Annotated in this window: 15 protein-coding genes; 8 read left to right on the forward strand and 7 right to left on the reverse strand. The window is 56.0% G+C overall.

The genetic code is table 11. The annotated features are described in order from the left end of the window. Positions 1-25: 25 nt before the first annotated feature. Positions 26-1090: a mannonate dehydratase gene (gene uxuA, locus LH22_RS05810; RefSeq protein ID WP_038649887.1), complete on the reverse strand. Its 1065-nt coding sequence runs from the start codon at positions 1088-1090 to the stop codon at positions 26-28. Between the two features lie 393 nt (positions 1091-1483). Here uxuA and LH22_RS05820 point away from each other — a divergent pair, with 393 nt between their 5' ends. After that, the gene (locus LH22_RS05820) at positions 1484-2431 is read left to right on the forward strand and encodes a sensor domain-containing diguanylate cyclase (RefSeq protein WP_038644836.1); all 948 of its coding nucleotides are present in this window, start codon (positions 1484-1486) and stop codon (positions 2429-2431) included. A gap of 102 nt (positions 2432-2533) precedes the next feature. Here the strand turns inward: LH22_RS05820 and LH22_RS05825 are convergent, their stop codons facing one another. Together LH22_RS05825 and LH22_RS05830 are read right to left on the reverse strand one after the other, a co-directional pair. Then, positions 2534-4402, reverse strand: a complete 1869-nt coding sequence (locus LH22_RS05825; RefSeq protein WP_038644838.1) for an amidohydrolase — start codon at positions 4400-4402, stop codon at positions 2534-2536. Between the two features lie 19 nt (positions 4403-4421). Continuing rightward, the gene (locus tag LH22_RS05830) at positions 4422-4982 is read right to left on the reverse strand and encodes an antibiotic biosynthesis monooxygenase (RefSeq protein WP_038644840.1); all 561 of its coding nucleotides are present in this window, start codon (positions 4980-4982) and stop codon (positions 4422-4424) included. A 129-nt stretch (positions 4983-5111) separates the two neighbouring features. On the opposite strand from LH22_RS05830, the gene LH22_RS05835 reads away from it, so the two are divergent. Next, positions 5112-6020: a LysR family transcriptional regulator gene (locus LH22_RS05835; protein WP_038644842.1), complete on the forward strand. Its 909-nt coding sequence runs from the start codon at positions 5112-5114 to the stop codon at positions 6018-6020. A 7-nt stretch (positions 6021-6027) separates the two neighbouring features. Here the strand turns inward: LH22_RS05835 and LH22_RS05840 are convergent, their stop codons facing one another. Beyond that, positions 6028-7617 carry an MFS transporter gene (locus tag LH22_RS05840; RefSeq protein WP_038644844.1) on the reverse strand — a complete coding sequence of 530 codons (1590 nt, stop codon included), beginning with the start codon at positions 7615-7617 and terminating at the stop codon, positions 6028-6030. Positions 7618-7834: 217 nt separating this feature from the next. On the opposite strand from LH22_RS05840, the gene LH22_RS05845 reads away from it, so the two are divergent. Then, positions 7835-8659 (forward strand): alpha/beta fold hydrolase, encoded by an 825-nt coding sequence (locus LH22_RS05845; RefSeq protein WP_038644846.1) that lies wholly within the window; start codon positions 7835-7837, stop codon positions 8657-8659. A gap of 121 nt (positions 8660-8780) precedes the next feature. Here LH22_RS05845 and treF read toward each other — a convergent pair whose 3' ends face one another. Together treF and LH22_RS05855 are read right to left on the reverse strand one after the other, a co-directional pair. Beyond that, positions 8781-10439 (reverse strand): alpha,alpha-trehalase TreF, encoded by a 1659-nt coding sequence (gene treF, locus LH22_RS05850; RefSeq protein ID WP_052059359.1) that lies wholly within the window; start codon positions 10437-10439, stop codon positions 8781-8783. 317 nt (positions 10440-10756) lie between these two features. Then, on the reverse strand, positions 10757-11611 hold the full coding sequence (locus LH22_RS05855) for an SDR family oxidoreductase (RefSeq protein WP_038644850.1): 855 nt from the start codon (positions 11609-11611) through the stop codon (positions 10757-10759). A 101-nt stretch (positions 11612-11712) separates the two neighbouring features. Here LH22_RS05855 and LH22_RS05860 point away from each other — a divergent pair, with 101 nt between their 5' ends. The 5 genes from LH22_RS05860 (at position 11713) to LH22_RS05880 (ending at position 17306) form a co-directional block, all read left to right on the forward strand. Further along, positions 11713-12084, forward strand: a complete 372-nt coding sequence (locus tag LH22_RS05860) for a winged helix-turn-helix transcriptional regulator (RefSeq protein ID WP_038644852.1) — start codon at positions 11713-11715, stop codon at positions 12082-12084. Positions 12085-12344: 260 nt separating this feature from the next. After that, a complete protein-coding gene (locus LH22_RS05865; protein ID WP_276203257.1) occupies positions 12345-13697 on the forward strand; it encodes an MFS transporter in 1353 nt (450 codons plus the stop codon). Continuing rightward, on the forward strand, positions 13697-14392 hold the full coding sequence (locus LH22_RS05870; RefSeq protein WP_038644856.1) for a GntR family transcriptional regulator: 696 nt from the start codon (positions 13697-13699) through the stop codon (positions 14390-14392). Before LH22_RS05865 ends, LH22_RS05870 begins: the two co-directional genes overlap by 1 nt. 11 nt (positions 14393-14403) lie before the next feature. Further along, entirely contained in the window at positions 14404-16179 is a 1776-nt protein-coding gene (locus LH22_RS05875) for an alkaline phosphatase family protein (RefSeq protein WP_038644857.1), read from the forward strand. Next, positions 16176-17306, forward strand: a complete 1131-nt coding sequence (locus LH22_RS05880) for a mandelate racemase/muconate lactonizing enzyme family protein (protein ID WP_038644859.1) — start codon at positions 16176-16178, stop codon at positions 17304-17306. The genes LH22_RS05875 and LH22_RS05880 overlap by 4 nt, the downstream gene beginning before the upstream one ends. 67 nt (positions 17307-17373) lie before the next feature. On the opposite strand, the gene yghX is transcribed toward LH22_RS05880, so the two are convergent. Then, positions 17374-18264: a YghX family hydrolase gene (gene yghX / locus LH22_RS05885; RefSeq protein ID WP_038644861.1), complete on the reverse strand. Its 891-nt coding sequence runs from the start codon at positions 18262-18264 to the stop codon at positions 17374-17376. Positions 18265-18436: the final 172 nt, after the last annotated feature.

Below are 18436 nucleotides of genomic sequence, written 5' to 3' on the forward strand. Positions count from 1 at the left end.
ACAGCGGCCTGGAGGGCGGGGTGAATTAGCGCTTTTCCAGCGCTTCCCACAGACCCATCAGGTAAGTGGTGCCGAGTGCACGGTCATACAGACCGTAGCCCGGACGTCCGGTTTCGCCCCAGATAAAGCGGCCATGATCGGAACGGATATAGCCATCGAAGCCGTTGTCGTGCATCGATTGCAGCACTTTGTACATATCCAGCGAGCCGTATTCGGTCGGGTGTGCACACTCGTAGAAATCTTTGTCCTGAATAATCTTGATGTTACGCACGTGCGCAAACGGAATACGTTTGCGGCGCGAGAACTCGGCCAGAATACCGTACACATCATTCTGCGGATCTTCCGCAATTGATCCGGTACACAGCGTGATGCCGTTAGCCTCCGAATCCACAACGTTACAGATCCAGTCGAGGTCTTCGCGATTCTTCACAATGCGTGGCAGACCGAAGATCGAGTACGGTGGATCGTCAGGATGGATCGCCATCTTCACGCCCACTTCTTCACACACCGGGATCACCGCTTTCAGGAAGTATGCGAGGTTTTCACGCAGCTTGTTGTCATCAACGTCTTTGTATTGCGCAAACAGATCCTGCACCTTCGCCAGACGCTCTGGCTCCCAACCCGGCAGTGCGAAACCGTTTGAGTTGCCCAACACCTCCTGCACCACTTCGTCGAGGCTCTTATCAATGCCTTTCTTCTCGAACGCCATGGTAAGTGAGCCGTCTGGCAGCACGTAGTTCATGTCGGTCTTCATCCAGTCAAATACCGGCATGAAGTTGTAGCAGATCACTTTCACGCCCACTTCGGCGAGGTTGCGGATGCTCTGCTTGTAGTTCTCGATATATTGATCGCGGCTCGGCAGGCCGATTTTGATGTCGTCGTGAATGTTGACGCTCTCGATCACTTCCACCGTCAGACCGGCGGCATGCACCTGATCAACCAGCGTTTGAATCTTATCTTTCGGCCAGGTTTCCCCGACCGGCACGTCATACAACGCGCCCACCACGCCACGGACACCCGGCACCTGGCGAATATATTCCAGCGAAACTTTATCTTCTTTGGGACCAAACCAACGCATTGTCAGTTGCATAATCTCATCCACCGTCATCGTGTTGCTGCGATAACTGTTAAACTACCATTCTAGTAAACATGATCCCAGCATCGACTCGCGAATATCTGTTGATCCGCGTCACAGAACACAATTTCTTAGTCGAGGCAGGGGAATGGAGGATTTATGCGGCCTGACTTTAATGCGGACGCTAACGCAAAGAGAACGATAAAGAGAGATGCGCCATTTTTCTGGCGCGTTTTCCACTGCTTTGCAGGAATAAAGAAAGTTTTGTTAGCTGAAATAACCTCAATGCTTCGCCGTTCCCTCTGAGCTTGATGCAATTTTCCGCTACTGATCGGCTTTTCATTTGTTTTATTTATCAGAAACTTCTTGGCAGGCAGAATAACCCTTATTTCCTCTCCGTCAGCCATCATGTCCGAAGAAGCGCTGCGTCAGCAGATTCAGAACCTGAAAAAGCATAATGCGCGCTTAAAGCGCATAGCGCATGACGCGCGAAACAAGCTGAGTGCGGCGCTGGACGGAACCGGTTTATGTTTGTGGCAGCTGGATATTCCCAGCGGCAAGCTGGTGATTTTCAATCGACGCTGGGGTTCGATGCTGGGTTTTCAGCCGAAAGAGACCAAAGCGCAGTTTGAAGTTTGGCGCGAACGCCTGCACCCCGAGGACGCCGATGAAGTGCTCAGGGCGTTTTACGATCACATCGAAGGGCGTGCGCCTTACTATGAAGCGCTGCATCGCATGCTGGGTAAGAACGACAAAATTACCTGGGTGTTGGATCGCGGGCGCGTGACCGAGTGGGATGAAGAGGGGAATCCGCTCAAAGTTACCGGCACGCATATCGATATGACCAAAGAGAAGCAGTATGAAGCGCAGCTCTCTTCATTGGCTCATCACGATCCGCTAACCGGTCTGACCAACCGCCATGCGCTGCAAACGCATTTCAGCAAAATGAAAACGCAGGGGCCGCTGTGCGTGGCATTTATCGATCTCGATAATTTTAAGCATGTTAACGATACGCTGGGCCATCGCAGTGGCGATGAAGTGCTGATTCAGCTCAGCCAGCGCATTCTTGACCAGGTGCCGCCAAACGTGGTGGTGGGTCGCCTGGGCGGGGATGAGTTTGTGCTGCTGATGCCGTTCCTGATCGATTTCCCCAAAGTGCGCATCATGATGCAGTCGGTGCTGGATGCCGCGCTGACGCCGTTCGATGTCGATAACGGCCATGCGCACATTGGTGCTTCCATTGGCGTGGCGACGGTACAGCCGCACTTTAGTTTTGATGAGGCGCTGACACGTGCCGATGAAGCGATGTACCAGATTAAGAAGAACGGCAAGCAAGGGTTTGGCCTGGCGGGGTAATCTTTTGCGGTTGGGGAAACAGACCCGCGCCAGCGCCAAAGTCGGTGTCCCAATTTGCAGCAAAGCCCTCTCACCAGGAGAGGGCCCTAAACCGCCTTTAACTCAAAACGCGAAGCACGAACAGCCCAGCGCACCCCAGAAGGCATGGTTATCCGACACCGGCACCGAAGACTGGCGTGCCACATCGTGCGAGTGGCTGTGTACGCCACAAGGGCCGCTGCACTGGTGCACTTTCGGCATCATCGCCGCACGACCACTGGCTTGCGGTGGCGCGCTACGGTAGTGGCCCGGCACGGTGACCACCGGAGACCACTCTGGCAACACTGGTACCGGTGGCGGCGACAGCGGCGTGAAGCCGCCCGCGGCATACACCACTTCGCCATCGACCAGCGTCAACACCGATTCAATCCCTTTAATCTCCTCTTCCGGCACGCTGAAGAAATCTTTCGACAGCAGCACCAGATCCGCTAACTGACCCACTTTGATTTCACCTTTGGCGTTTTGCTCGCTGGAGAACCAGGCGCTGCCTTTGGTCCACAGCATCAGCGCGGTTTCACGGTCAATACGCGAATTGTCATCGTATAACTGCATGCCGCCGACGGTGCGGCCAGAAACCAGCCAGTAGAGCGCGGTCCACGGGTTGTAGCTGGCGACACGGGTGGCATCCGTGCCCAAACCGACGGGCACTTCCGCATCGAGCATGCGCGCCACTGGCGGCGTCTGTTTGGCGGCTTCTTTACCGTAGCGATCGACAAAGTATTCACCCTGGAACGCCATACGATGCTGCACGGCCAGCCCGCCACCCAGCGCTTTGACGCGCTCAATATTGGCTTCGGTGATGGTCTCGGCGTGGTCAAAGAACCAGTGCAGGCCGTTAAATGGAATATCGCGGTTTACTTTTTCGAACACGTCCAGCATGCGGCTGATCGATTCGTTGTAGGTGGCATGCAGACGGAACGGCCAGCGATGCTCAACCAGATGGCGCACCACGCGCTCCAGTTCATCTTCCATGCCGGGGGCCAGATCGGGGCGCGGTTCGAGGAAGTCTTCGAAATCTGCCGCCGAGAACACCAGCATCTCGCCCGCACCTTTGTGACGCAGGAAATTGGTGCCCTGGCCCGGCTTCAGCATGTCGGTCCACTTCTCGAAATCTTCCAGCTCATGGCCGGGACGCTGGGTAAACAGGTTGTAGGCAATGCGCACGGTCAGCTGCTTTTTGGTGTGCAGTTCCGAAATCACATCGTAATCATCGGGATAGTTCTGGAAGCCGCCGCCCGCATCAATCGCGCTGGTCAGGCCGAGGCGGTTCAGCTCACGCATAAACTGACGTGTGGAGTTAACCTGCTGCTCCAGCGGCAGCTTCGGTCCTTTCGCCAGCGTGGCGTACAGCAGCATGGCATTCGGACGCGCAATCAGCATACCGGTGGGATTACCATTGCTGTCGCGCTGGATTTCACCGCCCGGCGGGTTCGGCGTGTCTTTGGTGTAACCCACAACCCGCAGTGCGGCGCGGTTCAGCAGGGCGCGGTCATACAGGTGCAGAATAAACACCGGAGTATCGGGCGCGGCGGCGTTGATCTCATCCAGCGTTGGCATGCGGCGTTCAGCAAACTGGAATTCGCTCCAGCCGCCGACGACACGGACCCACTGTGGTGAAGGCGTGCGCAGGGCCTGCTCACGCAGCATGCGAAGTGCATCGGCCAGCGACGGCACGCCCTCCCAGCGCAGCTCAAGATTGTAGTTGAGGCCGCCACGAATCAGGTGCAGGTGCGAGTCGTTGAGGCCGGGAATACCGGTGTGCCCTTTGGCATCAATAATTTGCGTATCGCTGCCGGCAAAGCGCATCACTTCCGCTTCGCTGCCCACCGCGAGAAACTTGCCGTCTTTGATCGCCACAGCGGTGGCTAAAGGGTTGGCGCGATCCACGGTGTGGAATTTGCCGTTGGTAAAAATCAGTGAGGCCGTTGTCATTATCTCTTCTCCAGTTAGATTACGCGTTGCGGCCAATAAGCCACTGTTTTAAAACACGAGTTACCATCGGCATCCACAAGAACACCACCAGTGCCACCACGCTGGCATCATTCAGTAAGTGGCCCCACAGCGTGCCGTGCGCGGCGGGCAATACCTGATTCCATAACCACGGCACCAGGTTGGTAGAAGGAAAAATGACTCCCAGTGTCAGTAAGTATTGTTTCCATTTCGCCGGTTTGACCTGGCCTTTTTGCGTGGGGGTGAACCAGAACGCGGCGCCAGGACGCACTTCAATATGTTCCGGCTGTGCCAGCATCGTCGGCAGGTCTTGGATTAACGCGTTGCGTTGGTCCGATTTCAGCCAGGCGTACAGCTCATCCAGCCCGGTAAAGCGAATCAGCACGGTGTAAGCGTTGTCGCCGTGCACCGGGCGCAGCACATTGACGCCGAGATGGCCGGGAAAGCTCGCGGCCTGCGGCATAATGGTGTCGAGCCACTGCTCATAACGGGCCTGCTGTTCTGGCAGGATGCTGTGGGTAATCACCAGCGTCACATGGTTGGCTTGCTGTGAGTAATTCATCGTAAGTTCCTGAGTTTCCGCTGGTGAAAGTGCTTGCGTCGTTGAGTAAAAAAATACGAAATGAGAGCGTTTATTGATAACGGATAGATTTTGGGTTGTTGTTCAACAATTTTTGGGGAGGCATGGGGAATGCGTTTAAACCTTGAGGCGCTGCTGATTTTGGATGCGTTGGATCGCCACGGCACCTTTGCCGCTGCGGCTGCGCGACTGTTTAAAACCGCATCGGCGTTGAGCTATACCGTGCAGAAGATGGAGAGCGATCTCAAGATCACACTGCTCGATCGCTCCGGCCATCGCGCCACTTTCACCCCAACCGGGCGTTTGATGCTGGAAAAAGGCCGCACTCTGCTTCGCGCGGTCAACGAGTTAGAACAACAGGCGCGCTATGTTGAGAGTGGCTGGGAAAGCCAGCTGGTGATCAGCGTGGATGCCTCACTGCCGTTTCGTATTCTCACGCCGCTGATTGATCGTTTTTATCAGGAGCATCCGCATACTCAGCTGCAATTCCGTCAGGACGTACTGGCTGGCTGCTGGGAAGCGCTCAACTATGGCGAAGCGGACATTGTCTTTGGCGCGGTGCAGGAACCCGCCACGCGCAAAGAGATTGTCTGCCAACCGCTCGGCTGGCTGGATTATGTGTTTGCAGTCGCGCCGGAACATCCTCTTGCTTCAGCACCGGAACCGCTGCTGCGTGAGCAGATCCGCCAGTACCGCGCGGTTACCGTACACGACTCGTCTCGTCATGGCGCAGGCATCGATTTACGCGTGCTGGATGAACAGAAAACCCTGAGCGTGCATGACTTCCCGGCGAAACTGCAGGCGCAGCTGGATGGTTTGGGCTGTGGCTATCTGCCGCTGTACCTGGCGAGACCGCATCTGGAGAGCGGGGCGCTGGTGGCACGCCAGCTGGATAGCGAATGCCGCCGCGATATGGCGTATCTGGCGTGGAATGAAACAGCAACCGGCAATGCGGCAACCTGGTGGCGTGAGCACCTGCTCACGCTGCCGGGTTTACAGGAGATTTATTCTCCCGCGTAAAGCGTCGTTATATCGCAATGTGGTGACTGACCTGCGGGGCTTCCTCGCCTTGATGATATTGCAAAACCGCTTGCTGCAACTCAGCATCGGCGTGCGACACACGCTGGTGCTGACGCATATGCTCCTGCCAGGACTCCACCATAAACCACTCCAGCAATGCCGTCGGATCGTCGGTTTGTTCCATTAAGCCCCATGAATAGGCGCCATCACGACGGCGTGACTGTGCCAGTTTGTGAATCGCTTTTTTGAAGGCGGCGCGATCTTCCTGCGGTACGCGGTAGCGAATCTGAATCAACACCGGACCATGACGCACATCGACATCGTTGTGCACCACCGGTGCGGCCCAATGCTCAGCGGGTTGCAAATCCGCTTCACCTGCAGGCAGCGCCAGACGTTTCAGCAGTACGCCAGTGATCACCAGACCGGCCCCGGCAATCAGCAAAGTGGTGGCCAGACCGAGCTGCTGTGCGATCAGGCCCCACGCAAGACTGCCACCGGCCAATGTGCCGTTAAACACCATCAGATACACCGCCAGACCACGACCGCGCACCCAATCCGGCAATACCGCCTGCGCTACGCCATTCAAAGTGGTCAGCGCAATAATCCAGCCGACGCCCAGCACCAACATCAACAGCAGCGCCAGCCACTGCGGCGGGCTCATCGCTAATGCCAGCATCACTAGCGCGCTCAGCACCGCAGAGAGCAGCAGCAAACCATCGTTGCTCAGTTTGCTGCGCAGACGCGGCAGCAGCAGCGCACCGGCAATCGCACCGGCGCCCACCGCACCCAATAGCAAGCCGTAAAAGCCTGCGGTACCGTGCAGCATGGTGCGTGCCACCAATGGCAACAGCGCCCAGATGGCACTGGCAAAGGCGAAATACATTGCTGCACGCAACAGCACACGGTGCAGTTCGCGGCTGGCTTTGACATAGCGCAGGCCAGCACGGAAGGCGCCAAAGAAGTGCTCATTCAGCTCGGTCTTGGCTTTCGCCGGGCGTTTCCAGTACAGCAGGGCAGCAATAACGAAAAAATAACTCGCCACATCGGCACCATATGCCGCCATGGCGCCTAAACTTGCCAGCAGCAAACCGCCGGTGGCAGGACCGATGGCGCGGGCAATATTGATGCCTAGCGAGTTAAGCGCAACCGCGTTTTTCAGCTCATGACGCGGCACCAGTTCCGGCACAATCGCCTGCCATGCTGGGCCGAATAGCGCTGCGCCGATACCGCCGACGAAGGTCAGGCCGATCAGCCACTCTACGGTAAGCCAGTGATTGTGCGACAGCACCAGCAGGGTGCCGCTGACGCTGGCCATCAGGATTTGCACCACGATGAGTAATCGGCGGCGATCGACGATATCAGAGAGCACGCCCGCTGGTAGTGCCAGTAAAAACACCGGCAGGGTGGCCGCCGTTTGCATCAACGCCACGGCGGTCGGGTTATCGGATAATCCGGTCACCAGCCAGGCGCTGGCAACGTCGCGGATAAAGCTACCGGTGTTGCCGAGTACTGAGGCCGTCCAGATCAGGGCGAACAGCCCGTAGGCGAAGGGAGAAAAAGCGCCGCCGCGTGGCGTCGTGGGGTTTTGCTGGCTCATCATCGTGTTCCTGTAAATGTGCGATGTATGCACCTTACGAAGCCCGTGAGACGCTTGATAGCGGAAAAAATCGGCCAACTTGTTCAGGCTTTTTTGACAGCCTCGCAGGGCAAAAATCTTTGAACAAGTTGTCAAAATCTCTGCTTTAGGTTTTTCAGTTAGACCGATGTAGTTTGATTGGCAGACACAACATCACTCACTTAACGGAGCAAAAAACATGAGCACATTCAAAGCGAAAGACGGCGTTAACCTCTACTACAAAGATTGGGGCAAAGGTCAGCCAGTCCTGTTCAGCCACGGCTGGCCGCTGGACGCAGATATGTGGGAGAGCCAGCTGAATTTTCTTGCTGAACGTGGCTATCGTGCCATTGCGTTTGACCGTCGCGGCTTTGGTCGCTCTGAGCAGCCGTGGGAAGGCTACGATTACGATACCTTCGCCGATGATATCCATGCGCTGATTGAGCATCTGCAACTGGATGACATCACGCTGGTGGGCTTCTCAATGGGCGGCGGTGACGTTTCACGTTATATCGGTCGTTACGGCACGGCGAAGGTGAAAGGGCTGGTGCTACTGGGTGCGGTGACGCCCATCTTCGGCAAAACCGATGATCATCCGGAAGGCGTTGAAAAAGCGGTATTTGATGGCATCAACGCGGGCCTGCGTAAAGACCGGGCGCAGTTTATTAAAGACTTCGCCACACCGTTTTATGGCGCCAATGCCGGACAGACCATTTCTGAGGGCGTGATGACACAGACGCTGAATATCGCGCTGCTGGCCTCACTGAAAGGCACGATCGATTGTGTCACGGCGTTTGCGGAAACCGATTTCCGCGCTGATATTGCCAAAGTGGATGTGCCAACGCTGGTGATCCACGGCAGCAATGACCAGATCGTGCCGTTTGAAGCCACCGGTAAGCTGGTACACGAGATGATCGAAGGTTCAGAGCTGAAAGTGTACGAGAACGGCCCGCACGGTTTTGCGGTGACGCATCAGGACCAACTGAACGACGACTTGCTGGCGTTCCTGCAGGGAAATAAATAATCGCAGGTTTCGATGCGCCGCGATTGATTGCGCTAACTGGCAGCGGTGTTGCTGCTATCAAATTCGCCATACATTGCACGGCTGGTCATAAAAAAGGGCGCTGAGGCGCCCTTTGTGTTTTTTAATCCGCCAGCAAATGCCCGTACATGGTCATCAACCGACGCGTCACGCCGTTGGTCCAGCCGAAGCCATCCTGCAGTGGATACTCACCACCGCCACCCGGACGGGCACGATCGCCGCTGATGTCATACTTCTCCACCAGCTTGTGATGCAGTGAATAGAAGTTCTTCACCGTGGTCAGCCAGTTAACGGCGATCTCTGTCGCCAGCGTCTCTTCACCGTAATGATTCAGACCCACCACCGCCATCCATTGTAATGGCGCCCAGCCGTTGGGTTTATCCCACTGTTCACCGCTCTCTACCATTGATGTCACCAGGCCGCCCTGAGTCAGCAGCAGCTGACGCAGCGCCACCGCCTGCAGATGCGCTTGCTCCGGCGAAGCCAGGCCAAGGAACAGCGGCACCACAGCTGCAGCCGTGAAGGCACCAAAGCGTTCGTCGCGCCAGTTGTAATCACGGTACACGCCTGCGGTGTCATCCCACAGGTAACGATGAATCGCCTGCTTACGCGTATCGGCTTTTTTCTGCCATGCCAGCGCCGTTAGCTCTTCACCTTTGGCGTGTGACAGCGTGGAGATCATCAGCTCCAGCTTGTAGAGAAACGCATTCAAATCCACCGGAATAAACTGGGTAGTACGAATGCTGGCCAGACGCTGTGGATCGCGCAACCAGCGTGAGGAGTAATCCCAACCCGATGCGGCACCGGCACGCAAATCGCGATACACCTCATTCGCCGGACGGCTGGATTTGCTGGCGGTTTCCACGTCTTCCATCCACGACTCATCACGCGGCGTGTCGCGGTCATCCCAGTAACGGTTGAGCAGTGAACCATCCGGCATACGCACCACGTGGCGATACGCCTGATGTGGCATCAGCTCGCCCGCGCCATCCATCCAGAACTGATACTCTTTCATCAGCTGGTCGAGATAACGCTTGGCACCGCGAATCCCATCCTCTTCAAACAGCTCAACCATCAGGGCAAACACCGGAGGCTGTGAGCGGCTGAGATAATAAGTCCGGTTGCCGTTTGGCACGTGGCCGTAGTTATCGATCAGCCATGCGAAGTTATCTGCCATGTCGCGCAGCAAATCGTCACGCCCGGCATCGGCAAGGCCGAGCATGCTGAAATAGGAGTCCCAGTAATAGGTCTCACCAAAGCGTCCGCCGGGCACCACATAGGGTTTTGGCAGCGGCAGCAGCGATGAGTGCGGTAAATGCTGTTGCGGCATTTTGGTTAACACCGGCCACAGCTCGTCAATATGTTCCGTCAGCGATTTATCCGGATTGGAAACATAAAAACTTTCATTTACCTGTGGCAAATAAAAATGGTCGTGCACGAATTTTTCGAGATCGAATTCGGCCGAGCGACGCGTGCGACGATAGCGGATTAATATATCCAGCGGATCATATTTTGGCGCGCAGTCCGGGAATGTTTTTCCATCCGGAAATATGCGCGACATCTGCACATGCTCGAACAGTTCAAGATAGCGATCGGCAGGGGTGAGCGCATCTGGCGCGGGCAGACCCTGGATCAGCTCCGGTTCCGGCTCGGAATCCTCCATGCCTTCGCGGATAAATTCGTGAGGATCGTATTGATACCCCAAATCAGCATGGGCTTCGTGTTCCCCGAAAGCTTGACGTTGCTGGTGGTTAGTATTAATAGCGGCCTCCTGAAATTGCCTGGTTGCTCAAAGCACAAATTATAGAGCTTTGAATAGCTGAGACAACAATGCGAAATATCTATGAACGTAATAAATCTTGTCGATTGATCCGGCTTTTTAGTGAATTTACAGCGATTACAACAAGCTATATTTCAGGAAGTGAAAGCAGTGTTTTAAATGGTGGTTCAAATCAGCGCACAGAATTATCTGTAAATAAGAAAATCGCCATTATTTGGCTTAAGTAGCGCGCTTTGCTTTGATCATTTGGTGGCATACGAGACGGGAATCAGGCCAGCGTGCGCTGGCCTGATGAGACATTACTTCGCCAGTGTGGCTTTAATCACTTCAGCATAGGGCGTGGTCGGGCGGCCAATCAGTTTGCTCAGTGCATGACTGTCATCGAACAATCCGCCTTGTGCAGCACCGGCATCAGAATCCGCCAGCAGTTCTGCTAATGCATCCGGCAAACCAGCCCCTTTCAATGCCGCCTCGAACTCAGCAGGCGGCAGGTTGATGTAATCCACTTGCTCACCAGACTGTTTAGCAATCTCGGCGCTGAACTCGGCCAGCGTATAGCTCTCATCGCCTGCGAGTTCATACACTTTACCTGCCTGATCGTCACGGCTGATCACTTCAGCGGCAGCAGCGGCGTAGTCCACGCGGGCGGCCGATGAGATGCGGCCTTCACCCACTGCACCAATAAAGGCGTGATGCGCCAGCGCTGGGGCAATGCTGGCGGCATAGTTCTCGGTGTACCAGCCATTACGCAGCAGGGCATAGGGCACGCCTGAGGCCTTGAGCATCGCTTCCGTGGCGCGGTGCTCGACGCCCAGACCCAGCATGGTGGTATCTGCATGCAGCAGGCTGGTGTAGGCGATAAACTTCACGCCCGCCGCTTTTGCCGCATCAATCACCGCCTGGTGCTGGGCTTCACGCTGACCCACTTCGCTGGAAGAGATCAGCAGCAGTTTATCGACGCCGCTGAACGCGCTTTTCAGCGTGTCTGGTTTACTGTAATCCGCCGCGCGCAACGTTACGCCCAGCGCTTTGAGATCGTCTGCTTTCTCAGGTGAACGCACTGCCGCAATCACTTCGCTGGCAGGCACTTTTTTCAGTAACTCGTTAATCACCAAACGGCCCAATTGGCCTGTGGCACCGGTAATCGCAATCATGATGTTCTCCTTCAGTTTGAGCTGGAATGAAATCAGCCTAAGGGATAAACTAACTTTTAGTAAGTACTTACAGATTTGTTAGTTTGGGGGAAGCAGCATAAATGTCTGAAAAATTGAGTAATAAATTTATCCGTGGCGAGCTGCTCAATGTAAATTGCCCTTCACGCGACGTGCTCAAGCGCATCACCAGCCGCTGGAGCGTATTGGTATTATTAGCGCTGCGCGAAGAAACGCTGCGTTTTAGTGAACTGCGCCGCAAGATCGGTGGTGTTAGTGAACGCATGCTGGCGCAAACGCTGCGCTATATGGAAGAAGATGGGTTTATCGAACGCATCGCCTATGAAGTGGTACCACCGCATGTGGAATACCACCTGACGCCACTCGGGCGTGAAGTTGAAGGGCATGTGATTGGCCTGGCCGACTGGCTGGAAAGCAATGTGCACCGTATTGTGAAGGAAACGCCATCCGCCTGATGCGCAAGGTCGGCGCGCGGCGCTGACCTGACCCTTTTTTTCACTTCGATCATCCTCACATTTTTTTCTGATCCCACCCTGAATCCCTAGATCCTTCTCACACTTTATGAGCAAAAAACAGTGGTTACCCGTAACCCCGGTGGCGCGCTCTCCAGCCTGTATCTACGTTGTATACAATTCGCATCCAATTTGAATGTGATGCGTTACGCGGCCGAAAACACCACGGCCTAAAGGTTCATGCTGTCGTCATGAGGTACGTCATGCCACAGGGACAATCTAAATCGATAATGCTGGATAAGGCGATCAGTGCACGCAGAACCAACGTGCGCTGGCTGGTGGTCGCCGTGCTGTTTTTTGTCACGCTGATTAACTATGCCGACCGCGCCTCGATCTCGCTGGCGGGGCCGGGGATGGCAAAAGATCTTGGGCTCAACGCCGTAGACATGGGCGTGATCTTTTCGGCATTTGGCTGGGCCTATGTACTGTTTCAGCTGCCGGGCGGTTGGTTGCTGGATCGCTACGGCTCGAAACTGATCTACAGCCTGAGTATCTTTTTCTGGTCGTTATTCACCCTGATGACCGGCCTCGCGGGCTTTGTCACTGGCGCGGCGGCGGTCGTGGTGGTGTTTTGTCTGCGATTTTTAGTCGGTGCGGCGGAATCACCGTCATTTCCGGCGAACAGTCGCCTGGTGGCAGCCTGGTTCCCGGCTTCTGAGCGCGGCACGGCGGCGGCGATCTTTGCCTCCGCGCAATACGGTGCCACCGTGTTCTTTGCGCCGCTGATGGGCTGGCTGGCACATACCTACGGCTGGCATTCGGTGTTTACCGTGCTGGGCCTGATCGGCATCGCCTTTCTGCCGTTGTTCCGCAAACTGGTGCATGACCCGCTATCGCATCCGATGACGAATCAGGCTGAGCTGAATCATATGCAGCAGGGCGGGGCGCTGGTGAATATGGATGGTGATAAGCACAAGCCGCGTCTCAGCTGGCTGAAGCAACTACTCAGCAGCCGCATGATGCTGGGCATCTACCTTGCGCAATATTGCTTAAACGCGATTGGCTTCTTCTTCATCACCTGGTTTCCGGTTTACCTGGTGCAGGAAAAGCACATGACCATCATGAAAGCGGGGTTTGTCGCTGCCATTCCGGCAGTATGCGGATTCCTTGGCGGCATTATGGGCGGCTTCCTGTCAGATGTGCTGATTCGTCGCGGGATGTCGTTGTCACTGGCGCGCAAACTGCCGATTGTCTGCGGCATGCTGCTGTGTTGCGTGATGGTGCTGTGTAATTACACCGACTCAGAAACCGCAGTCATCGCGATTATGGCGGCCTCTTTCCTCGGCAAAGGCATTGGCGGCATGGGCTGGACGGTCAACGCTGACACCGCGCCAAAAGAGATCGCGGGCTTATCCGGCAGCGTGCTTAACACCTTCAGCAATGCGTCGAGCATTACCACGCCGATCATCATCGGCTTCATTCTGCAACTCACCGGATCTTTCAACGGCGTGTTGTGGTTCGTGATCGCGCATGCGGTGGCGGTGATCCTTTTCTATCTGTTCATGGTCGGCAAGATCAAACGTTTTGAACTGCGCGATGTTGGGGAGGAAGCGTAATGGAGAGTCCTGGCTACAAGCCTTCGCTCAGCGAAATAGCCTATCGGCGTATTAAAGAGATGATTTTGTCACTGACGCTGGCACCGGGTAGCTCATTGACAGAAATGGGATTGATTGACCAGCTGGGCATGAGTCGCACGCCGATTCGTGAAGCGCTGTATCGCCTGCAGCAAGAACGCTTTGTGGAGTTGACGCCGCGCAAAGGCTGGTTCGTCAGTGAAATCAAATTGCAGGATATTCAGCAGCTGTTTGTCATTCGTGAGGCGCTGGAGGGGATTGCCACGCGGCAGGCGACGCAGCGAACGCCCGATCATGAGCTGGCGGTGATGGCGGATAAACTGGCCGCGCTGGAACAGGGCCTGCGTGATGATGAACTGAATGCCACTGATGCCGGTGATGAGATCCATACGCTGATCTTTGCACACGCCGACAACCCTTACATCAGCAGCATCATGACGCTTTATCTGGATCGTCTTCAGCTGTTTCACGTTATCGCGATGAATCTACCGGGCCGTAAATGGCAATCCTGGCTGGAGCATCGTCAGATTTTAGCGGCCATGCAGTCGCGCGATGCCGATGCGGCCGAACAGGCGATGCGACAACACATCCGCAGTAGTCTGCAAAGTATTCTGGAAGGGCTGATGCAGCAGCCCGGCTTCCCCTCTCCCGGCGTGCGACTCACGCCCTCTCTTTGATAGGAGTCACGATGCGCAAGGCGATTATTTTTGGCGTTGACGGCCTGACGATGCCGCTGCTGCAACGCTATGTGGCACAGGGCGCGCTGCCCCACATTGCTCGTATGCTACAGCAGGGCTCCGCAGCGGAGTTGCTGCCCTTTATCTCGGCATGGGGCGATGTCAACTGGGTGACCTTTCTCGCCGGGCAGAGCCCTGGCACCAGCTGGATTGGCCAGGGATTGCCGCCCGACAACCAGCAAAGCCGCAACTTACTGGCAACGATGCAAGAGGCTGGGCAGCGCGCGGCACTGGTGCATTTTCCGGAAAGCGTCAAAGCCGATGGCGACCACTTCAGCTTTGCGCCCTATTGGGGACGTGCACAGCCGTGGCCGGGCGAGATATTCCGGCCAATGGGACACACCACGCGCCTCACCGAGCGTTTAGGCCAGGGCGGTGCGAAGCAACAAACGCTGGGCTGGCCACCCAAAAGTGCGCTGGCGTATCACAACAAAGGCGCCTGGCAGGCACTTGAGGCGAGCGAAGAGGGTTATGTTCTGTGGTTACGCGGCGGACATGGCGATGAGCTGGCGTTAACGCTGCGGGTTGAGCAGGGACAGCCATCCCTGCAATTCGGTGAACAGCGAGTTGTCCTGCCGATCGGGCAGTGGTCTGCATGGCTGTCTCTGGCCACTTATGACATTCCCGGCAGCGTGCGTTTTTACTGCGGCGAATGTGATGCGCGGGGCAATATCGAAATTTTGCAAAGCCAGGTGACACGTACCGATGCCCTGAGCAGCGATGCGCGTTATTTACAGCAGCAAACACCTTTCTTCAGCAAAGGGGTGGCAAAAGCGGCGCCACAAACGCCTTATCTGGCCGCAACCTGGCAGGAGGGCGATGAGCAGTCGCAGTGGCTGGTAGATAGCGCACTGGAATTAACGCAACGCCAGGGCTTTGCGTTATGGGCGACGGTGCATCGGCTGGTGGACGAATCGCACCACAACTGCCTTGGGCAGACCGATCCGGATTCCCCGTTCTTTGATGCACAGCAGGCAGAGCAATATGACGCGGTGATGCGCCGCAGTTATCAAATTCTTGATGACAGCATTGGCCGTTTGCTGGACGAAACGGACGAGGAAACGCTGGTGGTGCTCGCATCCGATCACGGCGCTGTGCCCAACAGCTATATGTGCGACATCTATCGTTATCTGCAAAAGCAGTCGCTGGCCGTGCTGGATGCGCAAGGCCTGCCGGATATGGCCCGTTCGCCGCTTTATCTCAAAGCAGAGCGCGGCGGTTTGGAAATCTTCGTGAATCATGACGTCGTTGCGCCACAGCAGGTTGACGATCTCTGCGCCCGCACCCTGCAGGCACTGAGCGGCTGGCAGGTGCAGGAGGGCGATGATGTGCGTAACGCGGTGAGTATCGCGCTGCGACGTGACGATGCAGTGGCTCTGGGATTCTGGGGCGACTGCGCAGGCGACATTGTCTTTGCCTACAACACCGGTTTCGTCTGGGGCGTTAGCCAGACGGGTGAAGATATTTGTGCTGTGGAAGAACCCGGCGCAAATCATGGTCCGCAGAAACCCACCGCAGAAACCGCTCTCGGCTCCAACTATGGCGTGATGCTGGCAAGGGGCAAAGGCATACGCCAAGGTTACTACCATCCGCGCCAGCAGCGTGGACCTTACCGCATGACCGACCCTGCGGCGACGCTGGCGCACTGGCTTGGCCTTAACACACGCGATCTCGATGGACGCATCATGAGTGAAATTTTTGACACCCCGCAGGAGCCACAATCATGAAAATCACCGCCGTTAACACGCACCTGCTGAGTGCCAAACTTAGCCAACCGTTCGCCTATTCACGTGCCCGTTATGATACCCGCACCGCGATGCTGGTGGAGATAGTGACCGATCAGGGGCTGGTTGGCTGGGGAGAGTGCTACGGTCCGGCGCGCATCACCAAAGCGGTGGTGGATGAACTCGGGCAGATGTTGATGGGCGAAGATGCACTGCGCTGCGACTTTCTCTGGCAGGAACTTTACGCCAGGCTGCGCGACCACGGCCAGAAAGGCGTGGTGATTCAGGGATTGAGCGGTATTGATATCGCGCTGTGGGATCTGCGTGGCAAATATTTTGGCGTCCCGGCTTATCAACTGCTGGGTGGCGCCACGCGAACCGAAGTGCAGGCTTATGCCACCGGATTATATCGGCGTGACAGTGGCGACCCGCTGCATTATTTGTGCGAAGAAGCAGCGGGTTACATTGAGCAGGGTTTCCAGGCCATGAAGCTTAAAGTGGGATTTGGCGTGCGTGAGGATGCAGCGGTGACCCGGGCCATTCGCGACACCATTGGCGAAGACACCGCGCTGATGATCGACGCCAATCACGCTTATGACGCGGTTGCTGCCATTCGGCTTGGTCGGGAAGTGGAAGAGCTGGATATTGGCTGGTTTGAAGAGCCGGTGCCGCCAGAAGATTTAGCCGGCTACCGTGCGGTGAAAGCGGCGATCGATATCCCGGTTGCCGGTGGCGAATGCGAATTCACCCGCTATGGTTTCCGCGAAGTGCTGACACAACAGGCGATGGATATTATCCAACCCGATATCTGCGCGGCCGGTGGCTTATCGGAGTGCAAGAAGATTGCCGATATGGCGCAGGCGTTTGGTGTGCGCGTTAATCCGCACGTCTGGGGCAGCGGCATTGGTATTGCCGCTTCGTTACAGTGGATGGCGACAGTGCCGACGCATACGCCCACATCGCTACAGCCGGTTCAGCCTCTGCTTGAATTCGACCAAACCGAGCATCCGATTCGACAGGCCATTATCGCCGAACCTCTTGTGCAGCAAAATGGATGGGTGCAAATCCCGAACGGGCCGGGATTAGGCATTGAAATCAATCGCGATGCCTTGCGGCATTTCGCACTGTAGAGGTGGCAAGAAGGGCGGTCATAAAGACCGCCCTCGATGAACATCAGTCGACAGCGCGTATCCCTTCTCAGCCGTGCAGATACTTCTCAAACCACCCCAATGTCCGGCTCCACGCCAGTTCGGCTGCCGCTTTGTCATAACGTGGGGTCGAATCGTTGTGGAACCCATGATTCACGCCAGGATAGATATAGGCTTCATAGGTTTTGTGGTTGGCTTTCAGCGCCTCTTCATAGGCTGGCCAGCCTTCGTTGATGCCTTTGTCTAACGCGGCATAGTGCAGCAGCAGTGGGGCGTTAATGCGCGGCACGTCTTCCGCTTTAGGCTGGCGGCCATAAAACGGCACCGCACAAGCCAGTTCCGGGAAGGCCACGGCAGCAGCATTCGCCACGCCGCCGCCGTAACAGAAGCCGGTGATGCCAACTTTGCCGGTGCCCTCTTCGTGGTGCATCAGGAAATCGACGGCGGCAAAAAAGTCGTTCATGAGCTTAGTTGGATCGACTTTGGCTTGCATCGCACGGCCCTCTTCGTCATTGCCGGGATAGCCGCCCATTGAACTCAGGCCGTCCGGTGCCAGCGCGATATATCCGGCTTTCGCCACGCGGCGTGCGACATCCTCTATATAAGGATTCAATCCGCGATTCTCATGCACCACCACCACTGCACCCACTTTGCCGCTGGCTTTGGCCGGGCGCACCAGATAGCCTCGCACCTCACCGTGGCCTTGTGGTGAGGGATAGTGAATGTATTCGGGTTTAATCTCGGTATCGGTGAATTCAACCTGCTGCGCCAGCGCGTAGTTGGGGCTCATGGCGCTGAGCAAGGTGGCGCCGGTCATGCCGGCGATGGTGAACTTAGCAGCAAGGGTGATGAACTCACGTTTGCTGATCCTGCCGTGCGCGTAATAGTCATATAACTCAAGCAGTTCCTGGGGAAAATCTTGTGCGGTAAGACGGGTCATAACCTCTCCTTCGCTGATTAACCGATGGCTTTGCTGCTCTAAAAAAGCACAGTGGGTTAACGCTTGCAAACGCTATGCCGCAAAGCGTTAAGAGAAAGAGGAGCGGCAATGTGCCTGCCTATTCCTGGAAAAATATATCCTTTGGTTTTAAAAGAGGGCTATTTTAATTAAC

The sequence above is a fragment of the Pantoea rwandensis genome (genome assembly GCF_000759475.1).
Lineage (GTDB): Bacteria > Pseudomonadota > Gammaproteobacteria > Enterobacterales > Enterobacteriaceae > Pantoea > Pantoea rwandensis_B.